Origin of the sequence: Streptomyces olindensis (assembly GCF_040645895.1) — a bacterium.
In the GTDB taxonomy this organism is placed as follows: domain Bacteria; phylum Actinomycetota; class Actinomycetes; order Streptomycetales; family Streptomycetaceae; genus Streptomyces; species Streptomyces olindensis.
The window spans coordinates 103,994-121,472 of the sequence record NZ_JBEYZD010000003.1 but is presented as its reverse complement, the minus strand read 5'-3'; the positions used below and the strand labels follow the sequence as shown (position 1 = coordinate 121,472).

Genomic DNA, 17,479 nt, shown 5'->3' with positions numbered 1-17,479 from the left:
GCGGACCGGGCCGACTTCCGACTGTCAGTGGCGGATGGCAGGCTGGTTTCCGTGACCGAGATTGACGCAAAGATCGATGCTCTCGTCCCTGCCTGGCTCACCCTCCCCGACATCGCCGAACAGTTCGGCGTCGAGGTGACGCGTGTGCGGCAGCTGGTCAAGGAGGGCCAGCTCATCGCCGTACGCCGTGGTGAGAACCGCGCGCTGCACGTCCCCGCGGACTTCATCGACGGGGACAAGGTCGTCAAGGGCCTGTCCGGCACCCTGACGCTCCTGCGGGACGACGGCTTCACGGTCGAAGAGATGCTGGAGTGGCTCTTCACCCCCGACCCGTCCCTGCCCGGCACCCCGGCGCAGGCACTCCGTGAGAACCGCGGTACGGAGGTGAAGCGCCGCGCCCAGGCGCTCGCGGTCTGACCCGACCTCGACCGAACAACCGTCCGGCGCCGCGCGAGCGGGGCCGGGCCCGAACAACCGCCCGGTGTGGGCCGTGGCCCGTGGGGGTCACGGCCCGGGGACCGGGCGCGCCCGCGCGAGGCCGTGGGCGCCCCGGACGGCCCGGGAGGGGGCGTAGGGTGCCCGAGGTGTCGCGGCGGGACAGGGGCGCTCCCGCACCCGTACGGCACCGACGTACCCGCGGGCCCGCCCGCGCCACCGACACCCAGGGGGGACACGCATGTCCGGCACCGCCACCACCGCACGGGCCCAGCTCGCCGACGCCCGGGTCTACCTGTGCACCGACGCCCGCACGCGGCAGGGCGACCTCGCGGAGTTCCTCGACGCCGTGCTGGCCGGCGGGGTCGACATCGTGCAGCTGCGGGACAAGGGCATGGAGGCCGCCGAGGAGCTGGAGCACCTGGCCGTCTTCGCCGACGCCTGCGCCCGGCACGGCAAGCTCCTCGCGGTCAACGACCGGGCGGACGTCGCCCACGCCGCCGGCTCCGACGTGCTCCACCTCGGCCAGGGCGACCTCCCGGTCCCCGCGGCCCGGGCGATCCTCGGCGACGACGTCCTGATCGGCCGCTCCACCCACGCCGCCGCCGAGGCCGCCGCGGCCGCCGTCCAGGACGGCGTGGACTACTTCTGCACCGGCCCGTGCTGGCCGACCCCCACCAAGCCCGGCCGCCACGCCCCCGGCCTGGACCTCGTCCGGTCCACCGCGGCCCTCGGCACCGACCGGCCCTGGTTCGCCATCGGCGGCATCGACCTCGGCAACCTCGACCAGGTGCTGGCAGCCGGGGCCCGGCGCGTGGTCGTCGTCCGGGCGATCACCGAGGCCGACGACCCGGGTGCGGCGGCGTCCGAATTCGCGAAGCGGCTGCGCGAGAAGGAGTGACGCCGGGCTGTCCAAGGAGTGGACAGCAAGTAGACAAATAGGTCAAATATCCGCGTTCGGTTGGGAGAGCGACCGCCCCTGGCTAACCTGCCGGTATGGCCCTCGGCACCGCATCCATCAGATCGGACCACGCTCGCACCGTCCGCGACATGCTCGCGACCGGCAAGACGACGTACTCGTTCGAGTTCTACGCCCCCAAGACACCGAAGGGCGAGCGGAACCTGTGGAACGCGCTGCGCCGGGTCGAGGCGGTGGCACCCGACTTCGTCTCCGTGACCTACGGCGCAGGCGGCTCCACCCGCGCGGGCACGGTCAAGGCGACCGAGGCGATCGCCTCCGACACCACCCTCACGCCGATCGCCCACCTCACCGCGGTCGACCACTCGGTGGCCGACCTGCGCAACATCATCGGGCAGTACGCCGACGCCGGGATCCGCAACATGCTCGCCCTGCGCGGCGACCCGCCCGGCGACCCGATGGGCGAGTGGGTGCCGCACCCCCGGGGCCTGGCCTACGCCGCCGAACTCGTCGAACTGATCAAGGCGTCCGGCGACTTCTGCGTGGGCGTCGCCGCCTTCCCGGCGATGCACCCGCGCTCCACCGACTGGGACACCGACGTCCGGCACTTCGTCGACAAGTGCCGCGCGGGCGCGGACTACGCCATCACGCAGATGTTCTTCCACCCGGAGGACTACCTCCGGCTGCGCGACCGCGTCTCGGCCGCCGGCTGCGACACCCCGATCATTCCCGAGGTCATGCCGATCGCGAGCGTGAAGACGCTGGAGCGGATCGGGTCCCTCACCAACGCGTCGTTCCCGGCCGCCCTGAAAGAGCGGATCCTCACAGCAAAAGACGATCCGGCCGCTGTACGCTCCATTGGTATCGAATTCGCCACGGAGTTCTGCGCGCGGCTGCTCGCCGAGGGTGTGCCCGGCCTGCACTTCATCACGCTCAACAACTCCACTGCGACACTGGAAATCTACGAGAACCTGGGCCTGCACCACCCGGCGCAGGCCTAGACCGTTCGCACCGGTATACGACACACTGCGTAGCGGCCACTGGGAGAGGGGCGTACATGGGCTGGGCGGTCCTCTACATCGCGTTCGGCGTCGTCGCGCTGTGGCTGCTGGGCGAGGTGCTGCTGCAGTACAAGGCACGGCTGCGCTGGCGACTCCTCGCCTTCGTCGGCTTCCTCGGTGTCGTGGTCGGTGTCCTGATCCCGTCGGTCGTCGTGATCGGACTGGGCGCGGCCGCCTTCGCGGTCGGCCAGACCTACGTCACCCTGTCCTTCCGCAGCGGCTTCGCGTCCGGCTGGGCGATGAACGCGCCGATGCTGGGCGGCAGCAAGCGCCGCCGCGGTGAGCGCGGCCGCCAGGAGCCGACCCTGGAGGTCTCCGGCCTGGAGGCGGCCGACGGCGGCTACGGCGACGAGGGCGCGGACCACCGCCACGACAGCGTCGCCTACGGCCAGGACGACGACTACGACCGCGACGACGTCTTCACCCCGTCGCGGCCGGCCCGGCCGGCGGACGCCGAGACCACCGCCGTCTACGAGCCGCAGCCCGTGCCCGACGACACCGGCTCCTACGGCGTCTACGGCGACACCGGGTACCAGGCCCAGTCCCACGACCAGTACGCCACGCAGGCCACCGACCAGTCCTACGCCTACGACTACTCGGGCTACGGCCAGCAGCAGGGCTACGACCCCGCCGGCCAGCAGCAGTACGCCGCCTACTCGGACCCGTACATCGGCTCGTCCACCTACGGCTCGGGCGGGTACGACACCACCGGCTACGGCGACCAGCAGTACTACGGCCAGCAGCAGGGATACGGGCAGGACCAGTACGCCGGCACCTACGGCGGCGAGACCCCGCCCGGCGGCGTCTGGGTCCCGCAGCAGCGCAACACCGACGAGTACGGGCAGGAACTGCCGCCGGAGCAGCCGTACCCGTACCAGGGCGGCGGGCAGCAGCAGACGCACGGGAACGGCTTCGACGAGCAGTACCGTTTCTGAAGTCCCCGGCCGCGAGGCCGGGGCCGGTCACTGAGAGCCCCGGAACTCCGGTCCCTCCACGATCAGTCCGGCGACGAGCGCGCCCGACATGCCCGCGTGCGGCAGTCCGCCGCCGGGGTGGGCCCAGCCGCCGACCGCGAACAGACCGGGCACCCGGGTGCTGTTGGACGGGTGCAGCAGGCGCCCGCCGGCCGCCGCCAGCGCCGGTACGGGCACCGAGCCGTCCTCCGCGCCCGTCGCGTCCGCGATGTCGGCCGGGGTGCGCACCTCGTGCCAGAGGAGACGGTCGCGCAGGTCGGGCACGGCCCGTTCGGCGACCGTGAGCAGCTGTGCGGCGAGGTCCTCGCAGGATTGGTCGGGCCGGGCGGGGACCACCGTCGTGAGGGTGACCGCCTCGTGGTCCTCCGGGGCCGACCGCGGGTCGCCGGGCCGCAGCACCGTCACGGTCGGATGCGCGTGCCGCGCCGCCGTGCCGAACAGGGCCTCCAACTCGGCCTCGCGGTCCTGGGTGTGGACCACCGTGCGGTGGGCGGTGCCCTCGGGGCGGGCGCCACGCAGGGCGAGCAGGACCGTCAGCCGGCCGGCCGCCGCCCGCTGTGCGGGCACCTCGCCGTCGCCGCGCACCGCATGGCCCGCCGTGAGCCGCTCCAGCACGCCGGGTGCGACTCCGGCCACCACGTGGTCGGCCTCGGCGACCGACCCGTCCGCGAGCTCCACCCCCGAGGCCCGGCCGTCCTTCTCCAGCACACCGGTGACCTCGGCGCCGAAACGGAACTCGACCTTCCGGGCCAGGCACCGCTCGTACACCGCGCGCGCCAGCTCACGCATGCCCCCGCGCACGTACCAGGTGCCGAAGGCGTGCTCCATGTACGGCAGTACGGCCGCGCTCGCCGGGGTGACCCGGGGATCCAGGCCCTGCGCGAGGGCATGGCTCTCGAGGAGAGCCGCGAGCCGGGGGTCGCGCAGCTCCCAGGCGCCGACCTCGGCGAGCGTGCCCGCCCGGCGGGTCCGCAGCAGTCGCTTGTGGGGCACCGCCGGGTAGGGCTCGCGGTCCGCCAGCACCTGCCAGTTCGGCCACAGCGGCTCCTCCAGGAGGGGCCGGCGGGTCCGGTCCCAGGCCTCGCGGGCCCGGACCAGGAAGTCGCCCCAGCGCTTCCCCGCGCCCGAACCGAGGGCCTCGTCCAGGGCGGCGACGACGCCCGCGCGCGAGGCGTTCGGCAGGGAGACCCGCGTGCCGTCCGCGAACACGTGCCGGGACGACGGGTCGACCTGGACCAGCTCGACGCACGCCTCCAGCGGCTCCTTGCCGGTCTTGACGAACAGGTCGCGGTAGACGGCGGGCAGCGGGAGCAGACCGGGGCCCGTGTCGAAGGAGAAGCCGTCGCGCTCGAAGCGGCGCAGCGCCCCGCCGTACGTGTCCGTCCGCTCGTACACCGTCACCCGGTGGCCCGCGACGGCCAGCCGGGCGGCCGCCGACAGCGCGCCCATCCCGGCGCCGATCACCGCAATCCGTGCCATGCCAGGGACTTTATCCGCCCCCACCGACAGCCCTCACCGACAGCCCCGACCGACAGCCCTCGCCGGCCACCTCCCGAGTACGGGCGCGGAGGTGATCGTGACCAGTCGCCCAGGGAGCGTTCTGGGGCCGGGTGCGCAGCCCTGAGTATCCGTACCTAGTGGGGGAGTTGAGTACGCGCGCGGATGGGGGGCGACCTGCGAAAACGAGAGAGTGGAGACACGGAGAGGGGCACGGCTCCGGCACCGGCGACACGGGGCGCCGGAACGGGGCCGGCCCACGATCCGCTCCTTCCGCCGACGATGTCGGCGGGAGCGAGGCACGGGGGAGAACCGGGGGACGACCGCAACGGGGGTCCTGCGGGGGGACGTACGGGGGAGCAGGAAAACGGGGGAGCAAGGAAGGCGCCGGTTCGAGGCGGCCCGCGGGGGACGCGGCCACAGCGGACCGGCGCTTTCACGTCCGCACCGGCCGCGCTGTCAGCGGCAGCCGCTCACCCGCCCCTGCAGCAGCCGGGACAGTGCCGCGTGGACGTCGTCCAGGGAGCGCTCCGGCTGGAAGGACTTCCAGTCGAGGGCCGCCACCAGGACCATGCCGACCAGCGCCGCCGCCGTCAGCGGCACGTCGATCTCCTCGCTGAACTCGCCGTTGCCGACGCCCTCGCGCAGGACGCCCTCCACGACCGCGACGGCCTCCTGCCGCACCACCATCAGCGTGGACTGCCAGGCCCGGTTGGTGCGCCACAGCTCGGCCACGTACAGCTGCGTGAAGGCCGGGTAGCGGTCGATGAAGACCAGGCCCGCGCGGATCATCGCGTCGAGGGCGTCGACCTTGCCGCCGCCCTCGCGGGCGGTCCGCTCGGCCGCTTCCCTGAGGGAGGCGGTGAGGAGCCCCACCCCGTGGCGCAGCAGTTCCTCGAAGAGGACGGACTTGCTCGCGAAGTTGTAGTAGACGGTGCCCTTCGCGACCCCGGCACGCTCGGCGATCTCGTCCACGGTCGTGGCGGAGAACCCCTGCTCGGCGATGAGCGTGACGGCCGCCTCGTAGAGCTTCTGCCGGGTGGCCTCGCGGCGCGTGCTGCCGCCCGACGCGGCACTGCTGCTTTCCATGGCCCTGATTGTCACAGGAACCTTCCCAGGGGACGTGACGGAAGGGCTCACAGGCTCAGCTCCGGGTGCAGCCGGTCCAGCGTCCACACCTGGCGCCGGCGGGCCGCCACGGCGGTCAGCGCGAGGGCGCCCGCCGTGAACGCCGTCAGCACCACGCACGCGTGCCACACCGGTTCGAGACCACCACCGGTGATGAGCCGCCGCAGCGCCTCGACGACGTAGCTCATCGGCAGGAACGGGTGCAGCGCGTTGAAGAACCCGGGACTGGTCTGCACGGGGTACGTGCCGCCCGCCGAGGTCAGCTGGAGCATCAGCAGCGCGAGGACGAGGATCCGGCCCGCCGCCCCGAAGCGCGCGTTCAGCCACTGCACGATCGCCGCGAAGCACGCCGTCACCAGGAACAGGAAGCCGACCGTGCCGGCCGCCCGCGCCATCTCCAGGCCGATCGCCCAGTGCAGCACCGACATCAGCGCCGTCGTCTGCAGCACCCCGATCGCCACCACCGGCAGCCAGCCCGCCAGGGCGATCCGCCAGGCGGAGGCGCCCGCGGCGAGCGCGCGCCGGTTCATCGGCGTGATCAGCATGTACGCCACCATCGCGCCCACCCACAGGGACAGCGGGATGAAGTACGGGGCGAAGCCGGTGCCGTAGTTGGGGGCCTTGTGCAGGTCCTGGGAGGCGAGCCGCACCGGGTCGGCCATGACCTCCGTGCGCCGCTCGCGGTCCTGCTTGTCATAGTCGGGGATCTTCTCCGCCCCGTCGTGCAGGCCGCCGGCGAGCTTGCCCGAGCCGTCGACGAGCTTGAAGATGCCGCCGTTGAGGTCGTCCGCGCCGGTCTTCAGCTCGCCGACGCCCTTGTCCAGGTCGACGGCGCCGGTCCTGGCCTTGCCGAGGCCCGTGTGCAGCTTCTTCGCGCCCGCGGCGACCCGGGCCGCGCCGTCGTTCAGCTTGTTGATCTTCTTGACGGCGTCGTCCAGGTCCTCGGAGAGGCGGGGCGCGCGGTCGGCGAGGGCCTGGGACTGCTTCTGGAGGGTGGCGAGGTTCTTGTCGAGCCGGTCCAGGTCGCCGTCCTGGTCCGCGATCAGCGTGTTCAGGTCGTCCGCGATGACGGTCACGTCGGCGGCCGCGTCCCTGGCCTTCTTCAGGTCGGCGCAGGCGGCGTCGGGCAGGACGGGGTCCTCGCAGCGCCGGGCGTAGACGTCGGTCAGCGTGCCGGAGGCGGCGCGGGCGCCCTTGGCGGCGGTCGGGGCCGTCTTCACCAGGGTGTCCAGGTGCTTGCGGATCACCCCGGAGGAGTCGGCGACGAGCCGGGCCGTGTCGCCGATGGTCTTCTCGTTGCCCTTCAGGAACGGGCGGACCTTGCCGGCCGTGCCGTTGACCTTGTCGGCGAGCGTCTGCGTGCCGTCCGCGACCCCCTGGGAGCCGTCCTGGAGGGCGCCCGCGCCCTTGGTCAGCTTCCGCAGGGCCGTGGCGAGTTCGCCGCTGCCGTCCTCGGCGTCCTTCAGGCCGTCGGCGAGGTCCTTGGAGCCCTTCTCGGCCTTGCCGATGCCGCCCTTGAGTTTGTCGGCGCCCTCGGCCGCCTCCACGGTCTTGCCGTGGATGTCGGAGAACGACACGAAGATCCGGTCCAGGAACGACCGCGAGGTCTTCGTGGACGCGGCCTGCCGCACCTCGCCGAACACCGTCCGGGAGATCTGCCCGACGATGTAGTTGTTCGCGTCGTTGGTGCGCACCTGGAGGGCGCCGGTCTCCGGGGTGTTCCCGGAACTGGAGGCGACCCGCTCGCTGAAGTCGGCGGGCATGGTGAGGGACAGGTAGTACGTGCCGTCCTCGACGCCCCGGCGCGCCTCCGCGGCACTGACCTCCCGCCAGTCGAAGGTCTTGCTGTCGCGCAGGCCCCTGGTGATGTCGTCGCCCGCCGTGATCTTCCGGCCGTCGGCGGTCGCCCCCTTGTCGTCGTTCACGAGCGCCACCGGGATGCGGTCCAGCCGGCCGTACGGGTCCCAGAACGACCACAGGTACAGCGCCCCGTACAGCAGCGGCAGCACCAGCAGCGCGACCAGCGCGGCGCGCGGCAGCTTCCCCCGGCCGAAGCGGCGGAGCTCAAGCGCGGCCAGTCTCGGCGAGCGCATCGGCCTTCTCCTCTCCCTGGTCGGCGTTCTCGCCCTCGGCGGAACCGTCGTCCCGGACCTCCTGGGCGTCCCGCTCCTCGTGGGTCTCGTGGCTCTCGTGGTTCTCGTGGTTCTCGTGAGTGGACACCCGGACCGCGTCCTCGGGCGCCTCGCTGCACACCGCCACGACCGTCGTCCCGGTCCCGGCCAGGGACCTGAGCAGGGCCCAGGCCTCCTCCCGCTCGCCGTCCGAGAGCTTGAGGTCGGTGTCGTCGACGCCGAGCAGCCGCGGCCGGCCGACGAGGGCGAGGGCGACCGACAGCCGCAAGGCCTCCAGGCGCTCCAGATCGCGGACGGCGGTACGAGGGCCCTTCGGCAGCGCCTCCAGGTCGAGACCGGCGGCGGAGAGCGCCGCGTCGACGCGCTGCCCGGCCGCGGCCGCCCGCTCGCCGCGGGGCCGCAGCAGCCCGCGCAGCGAGTCCCCGAAGCGCCGCTGGAGCAGCGCCCGCTCGCGCAGGTGCTCCCCGACGGTCAGGGCCGGATCGAGGTCGGTGACCCCCGGGACGTGCGCCAGGGCGCTGATCCGCCGCACCGCCGACAGTTGCTTGGGCAGCAGGGCGTCGCCGACGGCCGCGGTGCCCTCCGTGATCTTCATCCGCCCCGTCAGCGCGAGCAGCAGGCACGTCCGGCCGGACCCGGACGGACCCTCGACCGCGATGAGCGATCCCGGCTCGGCGTCGACGGAGATCCCGCGGACCGCCCACCCCCTCGGCCCCTTGATCCCGAGACCCTCGGCGGTGATCCGCACCCCTCCCGTCCGTTCCCCCACGAGTCTCCCCTGAATTTGAACTGACTGGTCAGTGCAAAAACTACTCCGAACCTACGATCGAGGCAAAACAGCAGGTCAGAACGGATTGTCAGTGCCATACCTCACGATGGGTCACATACGGCACTCCGTAACGGACGCGCCGTCACACAGACGACAGGAGGTTCGTCATGGCCAGCTACCACGCAGCAGCCGCCCGCCGGCGCCGCGCCACCGGCCCTGCCCCCTCACTGACCGGCCCGGCGAGCGACGTGCACCCCGTGCTCCGCCGGGCCACGGCCCCGCCCGCCGCCCTCGACCTGCTCGCCCAGGCCCGCGCCGGACTGGACGAGGCCAGTGCCCTGGAAACCCCGAACGAGCGCTACGCGACCGCCCACCTCGCCGCCCTGCGCACGGCCGCCGCCGTGCTCGCCGCCCGGGGGCGGCCGGAGACCTCGCCCCGGGCCCGGGCCAAGATCCGGAGCGCCTGGGAAGTGCTCCCCGAGATCGCGCCCGAACTGACCGAGTGGAGCGCGCTCTTCGCCTCCGGAGCCCGGCGCCGCGCCCGGGCGGAGGCGGGCATCGAGGGCGCGGCCACCGGCCGGGACGCCGACGACCTCATACGGGACGTCGCGATGTTCCTCCGGCTCGTCGAGCGCATGCTCGTCCTCCAGCCCGTCCTCCCGCAGCCGCGCCCGGACCAGGAGCGGCCGGAGGACCCGGGGCCGGGGAGGGACATGCCGGACGCGGGCTGACCGGCCGGTCGTGGTCATGGCACCGGGTCATGCCTGCCGCCGCGTCGGAGGCAATAAGGTGGGGGACGCCTGAAGTCTTCCCTCCCCGTGGCCGGGGCCGGGAAGGCGCCCCGTTCCGCTCCGCCGTGCAAGAGGCGGTGCCGCGCCGAGGAGTCAACTGACGTGTCGGACCCGATGCGCCCCCGCGCCTCACTCCGTACCGCCGTGGTCTGGGAGGTCCTCCAGGACGCCCTGGACCGCCGGGTCAAGGCCACGGGTCGGGAGTCGCTGGACGTCCTCGACACCGGAGGCGGCAGCGGCAACTTCGCGGTGCCCGTCGCCCGCCTCGGCCACCGCGTCACCGTCGTCGACCCCAGCCCGAACGCGCTGTTCGCCCTGGAGCGCCGCGCCGCCGAGGCCGGCGTCGCCGACCGGGTCAAGGGCGTGCAGGGCGATGCCCACGGCCTCTTCGACGTCGCCGAGCGCGGCGGCTACGACGTGGTGCTGTGCCACGGCGTCCTGGAGTACGTGGACGACCCGGCCGAGGGCGTCCGCAACGCGGTGGCGGCGCTGCGCCCGGAGGGCGTCCTCAGCCTGCTCGCCGCCGGTCTCGGCGGTGCCGTGCTGGCCCGCGCCCTGGCCGGCCACTTCAAGGAGGCCCGGCAGGCGCTCGACGACCCGAACGGACGATGGGGCGCGGGTGACCCCGTGCCGCGCCGCTTCACCGCCGAGCAGCTCACGGAGCTGGTCGAGGCCGCGGGCCTGCGGGTCGGCGCCGTGCACGGCGTGCGGGTCTTCGCCGACCTCGTGCCCGGCGTCCTCGTCGACACCGAGCCCGGAGCCCTGGAAGCGCTGCTGAAGCTGGAGGAGGCCGCGGCCGAGCTGCCGGCCTTCCACTCGGTGGCCACGCAGCTCCATGTGCTCGGTGAGACTCGTGGGGCGATCGAGACCGATGGGGCCGGTGGGTCCACCGAGGCCTGAGCCGCTTCCTGAGTCACCGCCGCTGATCAGCGCCTGGGCTGCGGATGGAGTACGCCACAGGCCCCCCGAATGGCGGCTGAGCGCCGTATGATCGAGGGAGACCGTTCCGGCATGACGGGTCGGCCGCCGGGGAATGGAAGCCTCAGCGAGTCGGGACGCCCATGGCGGATTCCGGTTGGCCAATTGGCGCAGAGGGGCGGGTTTCACGGGGGCGATTCCCTGCCTATCCTGAAGAGACCCCCCGGGTCGCCCCGGCGACTGCACGATGAGGAGGACTCCGTGCCGCTCTCGGAGCACGAGCAGCGCATGCTCGAGCAGATGGAGCGAGCGCTGTACGCCGAAGATCCCAAGTTCGCGTCGGCGCTTGAGGGAAGCGGGCTGCGTACGTACACCCGGCGGCGGGTCTACCAGGCGGTCGCGGGCTTCCTCGTAGGTATTGCGCTCCTCATGGCCGGTATGGTCGCCAAGCAGGTCTGGCTCAGCGTCGTGGGCTTCCTCGTCATGCTGGGCTGCGCGGTGCTCGCCGTGACCGGCTGGCGCAAGGCTCCCAAGCCCGGCGAACAACAGGCCGCCGGTGCCGCCGGAGGACCGCAGGCCCGCCGCCAGGGCAGGCAGCGCCGCTCCATGATGGATCGCATCGAGCAGCGCTGGCAGAAGCGCCGCGATGAGCAGGGCGGTCACTAGCCCGCCCCACCGCTCGCCAGGACTACGTGAACACGTACGTCAGGGGGTGACCACCGACCAGGTGGTCACCCCCTGACGCATGCCTGCGTGCCGGGGACGACCGACATCCCGGGGGCTGCGGCCGCAGCATCTGCCCGGAGTCGGCCGCGCGGCATGCGTCTGGGGTGCGCGTTCTTCGATCCCCCGGACGCGACCGGCCCCCGGACGCGGCGGGGGCCGGTCGCACGCACCCGCGTCCGACCGGCCCCACTGCCGCAGCCTGTCTGCCTGCCTGTCTCAGCCCTGCTGTCCCGACGCCTTCCGCCAAGTCGGCCGCAGCGCCAGGGCGCGTTCCCGGACCCCCGACCACCAGGCCGATGCCGCCCACAGCACGCGGGCCGTGGAGCGCGGGGCCACCAGCGCGCGGAGCCTGGCGGGGCGGCTGACCGCGGCGCTCAGGCCCGCTGTCGCCCGGCGCACGTCCTCCGTGAGGCCCGCCGTCGGGCGGGGGTGCGGCGCGTACAGGACCTGCTCCACCGCGTTCGCCACCCGGTGCACGGAGGCCGCGGCCGTCGCATCGAGGCTGCCCAACCGGACGATGCGGGCGGCCGCCTTGCGTGGCGTCTGCGACTCCTCCGGCACGATGCCGAAGTCCCACGCGGTGTCCGTCAGCTCCTGCCACACGGCCAGCGTGTGCGGCACCGCGTCCGCGTCGCTACGGCCGTGCGCCCCGAGCCGGACCGAGCGGGTCCGCAGGCGCCACAGCATCGGTGCCAGGGGGAGGACCAGGACGGCGAGCCCGGCGAGGGCCCATGCCAGGATCGCGTACCACTTCGGGCCGTCACCGCCCGTGGGCAGCGCCGCCGCCGGGGACTCGCTCGCGCAGCCGCCGTCGAGCCTCTTCTGCTCCGGCGTGCAGCTCTCGCTCGTCGAGGGCGTCGGGGAGGGCGCGGCCGACGTGGACTGGGTCGGGCGCGCCTCGTCCGGCACGGAGCTGCCCGGGGTGTCCGGCAGGGTGTACGACGGCATCGAGCCGCGGTTCGGCGTCGGCTCGAAGCGGGTCCAGCCCACGCCCTCGAAGTACAGCTCCGGCCAGGCGTGCGCGTCTCGCAGCCCCACCGACACCGTGCCGTCCGCCTGCGGGGAGCCGGGTGCGAAGCCCACCGCGACCCGGGCCGGGATGCCCAGGGAACGGGCCATCGCCGCCATCGCGAAGGAGAAGTGCACGCAGAAGCCCTGCTTGTCCGTCAGGAAGCGGGCGATCGCCTGCGAGCCGCTGCCGACCTGCACCTGCGTGTCGTACTCGAAGCCGCCCGTCACCGCGAAGTAGTCCTGGAGCTTGACCGCCTGGTCGTACGGGTTGGTGGCGCCCGCGGTGACCTGGCGGGCGGTGCGGGCCACGATCGCCGGCAGGGAGTCGGGCAGCTTCGTGAAGTCGCGCTCGATGGCCGAGGGCGGCTGCCCCGCCGAGGCCAGCTGCTCCGCCGTCGGCTGCACGTCCAGGCTCTTGACCTGGTACTTCAGCCCGCGCGTGTTCTGGCCGTGGTCGCCGACGAGGGTCATGCCCAGCGGCTCGTAACGCCAGTTGCCGCTGATGGTCACGCCGCTCGGCGGGTACGGCATGGGCAGCCAGTCCTGGGCGTACCAGTCGGCCGCCGTGATGGTGGTGTCGACCTCCGCGCGCTTGACGTCGGGGCTGAGGCCGATCGGGGGCGGGAATGTGCCGTCGGGGACGGCGGTGATGGACCGCCGGGACGGCTTCCACGTGGTGCCGTCGAAGTCGTCCAGGGACACGATCCGCAGATACAGGTCCGAGACGTCCGCCATCTCGGTCTTCACGGACAGGACCTGCTGGTCCTCGTCCGCGTTCAGACTGTCGCGCAGGGACACCAGCGGGTTCACGGCGGAGATCGTGCCGCCGCCGCCCCTGCCGCCGCCCGCGCCCGCTCCCACGGAGTCCAGCAGGCCGCCGTTCATCGCGGGCAGCCCGAGCGGCACCACCAGGGCGATGCCCAGCGCCACCACGCCGATGCGCCGGCCCGTGCGGACCGGGGCGACCACGCCGCTCGACTCCCCGCCGGGCGTGCGCGAGGCCCCGGCGAAGACCCTGCCCCACTGGGAGAGCCGGTCCCGGCCCTCGGCCAGCAGCAGCATCAGGTAGCCGGCTGCCGCGACCAGGAACCACAGCCAGTCCGTGCCCCCGTCGGACAGCCCCGCGGCCACCGAGTACAGGGCGAGCAGCGGCAGACCGGCCGGGGCGGCGCTGCGGAACGTCACCGCCAGGGTGTCCACCAGCAGCCCGATGACCAGGACCCCGCCGATGAGCATCAGCCGGATGCCGTCGGACTCCAGGGGCGCGGGAATCGCGTAGCGCGCGATGTCTTCCCCGCCCTGCTGGAGCAGGAGCGTGAAGCGGTTGACGGCGTCCGGCCCGGGGATCAGCCCGGCGAGGGCCTGCTCGCGGGTGAACACGAACGTCAGCAGCACCACGGTGACCAGGGCCTGCGCCGCCACTGTCAGCGGACGCGCCAGCGGCACCCTGCGGGCCGCCGCTCCCACGCCCGACTGGATGCCCAGCAGGAAAGCGGCCTGCACGATCCACGTGGCCGGCCGGACGAGGGGCAGCAGGGCGCACGCGGCCATCAGCGTGGCCGCCCACGCGCCCAGCGTCAGTCGTACCCGCCCGCTCATCACGGCCCCTCCCCGCCGCTCGCGGCGGCCATCCCCCTGCGCTCGCGGTCGGCCTGCCGCCACAGCTCGTCCAGCGAGGCGTCCCGCGGCACGCCGAGGGCCGTCCAGCCCGCCTCGCGCAGCATGCGCAGCCGCTCCCCGCTCTCCTCCAACGGACCGGGAACGTCGCTCGGTTCCCGCATCCAGGTGTCGCTGTCCAGCACGAAGGCCACCGCCCCCGGGCTGCGCCGGCGCATCCTGCCCAGCACCGCCGCCTGCTCCTCGTCCAGGTCGCCGAGGAAGGCCACCAGCAGCCCCTCGTTCCCGCCGCGCAGCACGTCGTAGGCCCGGGACAGGCCCGCCCCGTCGGAGTGGTCGATCACCGCGAGGGTGTCCATCATGAGCCCGGCCGCGTCGGCCGACTCCTGGCTCGCGCCCGCGAAGCCGTCACCGCCCTCGCCGGGCACCGCGTTGCCGGTGTCCGTCAGCAGCCGCACGGAATAGCCCCGTTCGAGCATGTGCACCAGCACGGACGCGGCGCCCGACACGGCCCACTCGAAGGCCGAGTCCGGGCCCGCGCCCCGGTAGGCGATGCCCCGGGTGTCGAGCAGGACCGTGCAGCGGGCGCGCTGCGGCTGCTCCTCGCGGCGCACCATCAGCTCGCCGTAGCGGGCCGTGGAGCGCCAGTGCACGCGGCGCAGGTCGTCGCCGTAGCGGTAGCCGCGCGGGATGACGTCGTCCTCGCCGGCCAGCGCGAGGGAGCGCTGCCGTCCGTCGCCGTAGCCCTTCGCCTCGCCGCTGAGGCGCACCGGCGCCAGCGGCTCCACGCGCGGGATCACCGTCAGGGTGTCGTAGGTGGAGAAGGACCGGGTGAGTTCGCACATGCCGAACGGGTCGGTCAGGCGCAGCTGGAGCGGGCCCAGCGGGTAGCGGCCGCGCAGGTCGGAGCGGACCCGGTAGGACACCTCGCGCCGGCCGCCCGCCTCCATCCGGTCGAGGACGAAGCGGGGCCGGGGACCGAGCACGTACGGCACCCGGTCCTGGAGCATCAGCAGTCCCGTGGGCAGGCGCGAGACGTTGTCCATCCGCAGGTGGACCCGGGCCTCGCTGCCGGCGGGCACGCGCGCGGGGGAGAGCCGGCGGCTGCCCGCGACCCGGTAACGCGTGCGGTACAGCACCGTCGCGCACACCAGCGGCAGCACCGCCAGCAGCAGGCCGACGCGCAGCAGGTCGCTCTGGCCGAGCACGTAACTGCAGACGGCGGCCGCGACGCCGGCGGCCAGGAAGGAGCGTCCGCGGGTGGTCAGACCGGCCAGGGCGGTGCGGATGCCGCCCTTCTCGCCCCGGCCGGCCTCCGCGTGCCCCGTCCCCGCGGTGGTCATCACAGCCTCCGCGGCGGCTGCTGGGGATACGCCGGCGCGCCCCGGCCCAGCCCGCCGAAGCCGCTCTGCTGCTGCGGCGCCGCCGGTACGGGGGTGCGCTGCAGGATCTCCTCGACGACCTGCTCGGCCGTACGGCGGTTGAGCTGGGCCTGGGCGGTGGGCAGCAGGCGGTGGGCCAGGACGGCGACGGCGAGGGCCTGCACGTCGTCCGGCAGCGCGTACTCCCGGCCGCTCAGGGCCGCGGTCGCCTTCGCCGCGCGCAGCAGATGCAGCGTCGCGCGCGGCGAGGCGCCCAGTCTGAGGTCGGGGTGCGTGCGCGTGGCGCCGACCAGGTCCACCGCGTAGCGCCGGACCGGCTCGGCGACGTGCACGCCGCGCACCGCCTCGATCAGCTTGAGGATCTCGTGCGCGTGCGCCACGGGCTGGAGGTCCTCCAGCGGCGAGACGCCGCCGTGCACGTCCAGCATCTGCAGCTCGGCCTCCGCGCTCGGATAGCCGACCGAGACCCGGGCCATGAAACGGTCGCGCTGGGCCTCCGGCAGCGGGTAGGTGCCCTCCATCTCGACCGGGTTCTGCGTCGCCACCACCATGAAGGGGCTGGGCAGCTCGTAGGTCTTGCCGTCGATGGTGACCTGGCGCTCCTCCATGGACTCCAGGAGCGCGGACTGCGTCTTGGGCGAGGCGCGGTTGATCTCGTCGCCGATCACCACCTGCGCGAAGATCGCGCCCGGCTTGAACTCGAAGTCGCGGCGCTGCTGGTCCCAGATGGACACACCGGTGATGTCCGACGGCAGCAGGTCGGGCGTGAACTGGATGCGCCGCACCGAGCAGTCGATGGACCGCGCCAGCGCCTTGGCCAGCATCGTCTTGCCGACGCCAGGGACATCCTCGATCAGCAGATGTCCCTCGGCGAGCAGCACGGTCAGCGAGAGCCGTACGACCTCGGGCTTTCCCTCGATCACGCCTTCCACCGAATCCCGCACGCGCTCCACCACGGCGGTCAGATCAGTGAGGCTCGCTCGATCGTCATAGGTCGTCACCCGGCCCTCCTCGGCCTTTCCCCTGCTCCCAGGAAGCACGGGATACCCCAATTTCCCGGGCCGACGCCCCATGACGCGGGCCGGCCCACCCCGAACCACGGACACCACGCGAGAGATGTTCAGCGTGACGCCACTCCCCGCATTCTTGCTGCCGTTACCGATTCGTGTCACTCGACTGGGGACAACTGGCTGCGATATGTCGGTCTTGCGCCTGTTCGAACGCGTGACTGACAGGCTTTCGACAGCTACAGCAGGTGGTTTTCCGGGGCGGGCGAGCAGGTCAGGAGGCGGGGTCGACCTCCCGCAGCAGGCCGGTCTTCACGTCGAAGACGAACCCCCGCACATCGTCGGTGTGCAGCAGGAACGGCGAGGTGCGCACGCGCTGCATCGACTGCCGGACGTCCTGGTCGACGTCCCGGAAGGACTCCACCGCCCACGCCGGGCGCTGGCCGACCTCGACCTCCAGCTCGTTGCGGAAGTCCTCGGTGAGGCTCTCCAGGCCGCAGCCGGTGTGGTGGATGAGCACGACGCTGCGCGTCCCCAGCTTGCGCTGGCTGATGGTGAGGGACCGGATCACGTCGTCGGTGACGACGCCGCCCGCGTTGCGGATGGTGTGGCAGTCGCCGAGCTCCAGGCCGAGCGCCGCGTGCAGGTCGAGGCGGGCGTCCATGCAGGCCACGACGGCGACGTGCAGCACCGGACGGGCGTCCATGCCCGGGTCGGTGAAGGCCGCGGCGTAGCGCTGGTTCGCGTCCACGAGCCGGTCGGTGACGGTGCCGCCGGTGGTCGCGGCGTCAGGGCCAGTGGGAACCGATGCAGAAGTCGTCATATCCATGACGTTACTGGTCACGAGTGTTCCCGTCCCGCTGTGAGAGGGGACAAAGAACGCCATCGGGTCTTGTAGTGAGGTAACCCACAAGGGTGGTGTGCCGGCGGTCGCGACGCGCAGGCCGGTTGATTGACCGGGAGACAGGGTGGACTAAAGTGACGCGAAGCGGGAGGCGAGACTCTCCCCGCTGGACTGATTTCTTCGGAGACCCCGGCGACGACCGGAGATCTCCCCGCGTGCGCGGCGCGTACGTGCGGCTCGGCCTCCTCTCGCTCCCGGTCGGCTGACG

At 73.1% G+C, this 17,479-nt stretch carries 15 protein-coding genes; 7 read left to right on the top strand and 8 right to left on the bottom strand.

Going from position 1 to position 17,479, the window contains the following annotated elements:
- Window positions 1–51 precede the first annotated feature (51 nt).
- The 4 genes from ABZ948_RS02650 (at window position 52) to ABZ948_RS02635 (ending at window position 3,350) form a co-directional block, all read left to right on the top strand.
- Window positions 52–417, top strand: coding sequence for an Rv2175c family DNA-binding protein (locus tag ABZ948_RS02650; RefSeq protein WP_094052488.1), 366 nt, complete (start codon window positions 52–54; stop codon window positions 415–417).
- A 259-nt stretch (window positions 418–676) separates the two neighbouring features.
- Entirely contained in the window at window positions 677–1,336 is a 660-nt protein-coding gene (gene thiE, locus ABZ948_RS02645) for a thiamine phosphate synthase (protein WP_359756572.1), read from the top strand.
- Window positions 1,337–1,431: 95 nt separating this feature from the next.
- Entirely contained in the window at window positions 1,432–2,355 is a 924-nt protein-coding gene (metF, locus tag ABZ948_RS02640) for a methylenetetrahydrofolate reductase [NAD(P)H] (protein ID WP_031115775.1), read from the top strand.
- Window positions 2,356–2,411: 56 nt separating this feature from the next.
- Window positions 2,412–3,350, top strand: coding sequence for an SCO2102 family sporulation regulator (locus tag ABZ948_RS02635; RefSeq protein ID WP_359756569.1), 939 nt, complete (start codon window positions 2,412–2,414; stop codon window positions 3,348–3,350).
- A gap of 27 nt (window positions 3,351–3,377) precedes the next feature.
- On the opposite strand, the gene ABZ948_RS02630 is transcribed toward ABZ948_RS02635, so the two are convergent.
- The 4 genes from ABZ948_RS02630 to ABZ948_RS02615 all read right to left on the bottom strand — a co-directional run bounded on the left by ABZ948_RS02630 (window position 3,378) and on the right by ABZ948_RS02615 (window position 8,915).
- Window positions 3,378–4,868, bottom strand: a complete 1,491-nt coding sequence (locus tag ABZ948_RS02630; RefSeq protein WP_359756567.1) for a phytoene desaturase family protein — start codon at window positions 4,866–4,868, stop codon at window positions 3,378–3,380.
- A gap of 477 nt (window positions 4,869–5,345) precedes the next feature.
- Window positions 5,346–5,975, bottom strand: coding sequence for a TetR/AcrR family transcriptional regulator (locus ABZ948_RS02625; RefSeq protein WP_359756565.1), 630 nt, complete (start codon window positions 5,973–5,975; stop codon window positions 5,346–5,348).
- A gap of 47 nt (window positions 5,976–6,022) precedes the next feature.
- Window positions 6,023–8,107: a YhgE/Pip family protein gene (locus ABZ948_RS02620; RefSeq protein WP_359756563.1), complete on the bottom strand. Its 2,085-nt coding sequence runs from the start codon at window positions 8,105–8,107 to the stop codon at window positions 6,023–6,025.
- Window positions 8,079–8,915: an ATP-binding cassette domain-containing protein gene (locus ABZ948_RS02615; RefSeq protein WP_359756561.1), complete on the bottom strand. Its 837-nt coding sequence runs from the start codon at window positions 8,913–8,915 to the stop codon at window positions 8,079–8,081. The genes ABZ948_RS02620 and ABZ948_RS02615 overlap by 29 nt, the downstream gene beginning before the upstream one ends.
- Window positions 8,916–9,082: 167 nt before the next feature.
- Here ABZ948_RS02615 and ABZ948_RS02610 point away from each other — a divergent pair, with 167 nt between their 5' ends.
- The 3 genes from ABZ948_RS02610 (at window position 9,083) to ABZ948_RS02600 (ending at window position 11,290) form a co-directional block, all read left to right on the top strand.
- Window positions 9,083–9,646: an SAV_6107 family HEPN domain-containing protein gene (locus ABZ948_RS02610; RefSeq protein WP_359756559.1), complete on the top strand. Its 564-nt coding sequence runs from the start codon at window positions 9,083–9,085 to the stop codon at window positions 9,644–9,646.
- 162 nt (window positions 9,647–9,808) lie between these two features.
- On the top strand, window positions 9,809–10,606 hold the full coding sequence (locus ABZ948_RS02605) for a methyltransferase (RefSeq protein ID WP_359756557.1): 798 nt from the start codon (window positions 9,809–9,811) through the stop codon (window positions 10,604–10,606).
- Between the two features lie 279 nt (window positions 10,607–10,885).
- Window positions 10,886–11,290, top strand: coding sequence for an SCO2097 family morphological protein (locus ABZ948_RS02600; protein ID WP_359756555.1), 405 nt, complete (start codon window positions 10,886–10,888; stop codon window positions 11,288–11,290).
- 276 nt (window positions 11,291–11,566) lie between these two features.
- Here the strand turns inward: ABZ948_RS02600 and ABZ948_RS02595 are convergent, their stop codons facing one another.
- The 4 genes from ABZ948_RS02595 to ABZ948_RS02580 all read right to left on the bottom strand — a co-directional run bounded on the left by ABZ948_RS02595 (window position 11,567) and on the right by ABZ948_RS02580 (window position 17,190).
- The gene (locus ABZ948_RS02595) at window positions 11,567–13,960 is read right to left on the bottom strand and encodes a transglutaminase TgpA family protein (protein WP_359756553.1); all 2,394 of its coding nucleotides are present in this window, start codon (window positions 13,958–13,960) and stop codon (window positions 11,567–11,569) included.
- Window positions 13,960–15,321, bottom strand: coding sequence for a DUF58 domain-containing protein (locus ABZ948_RS02590; RefSeq protein WP_359756551.1), 1,362 nt, complete (start codon window positions 15,319–15,321; stop codon window positions 13,960–13,962). The genes ABZ948_RS02595 and ABZ948_RS02590 overlap by 1 nt, the downstream gene beginning before the upstream one ends.
- A complete protein-coding gene (locus tag ABZ948_RS02585; protein WP_359756549.1) occupies window positions 15,321–16,361 on the bottom strand; it encodes an AAA family ATPase in 1,041 nt (346 codons plus the stop codon). Before ABZ948_RS02585 ends, ABZ948_RS02590 begins: the two co-directional genes overlap by 1 nt.
- Window positions 16,362–16,641: 280 nt before the next feature.
- The gene (locus ABZ948_RS02580) at window positions 16,642–17,190 is read right to left on the bottom strand and encodes a beta-class carbonic anhydrase (RefSeq protein ID WP_359756547.1); all 549 of its coding nucleotides are present in this window, start codon (window positions 17,188–17,190) and stop codon (window positions 16,642–16,644) included.
- Window positions 17,191–17,479 lie beyond the last annotated feature (289 nt).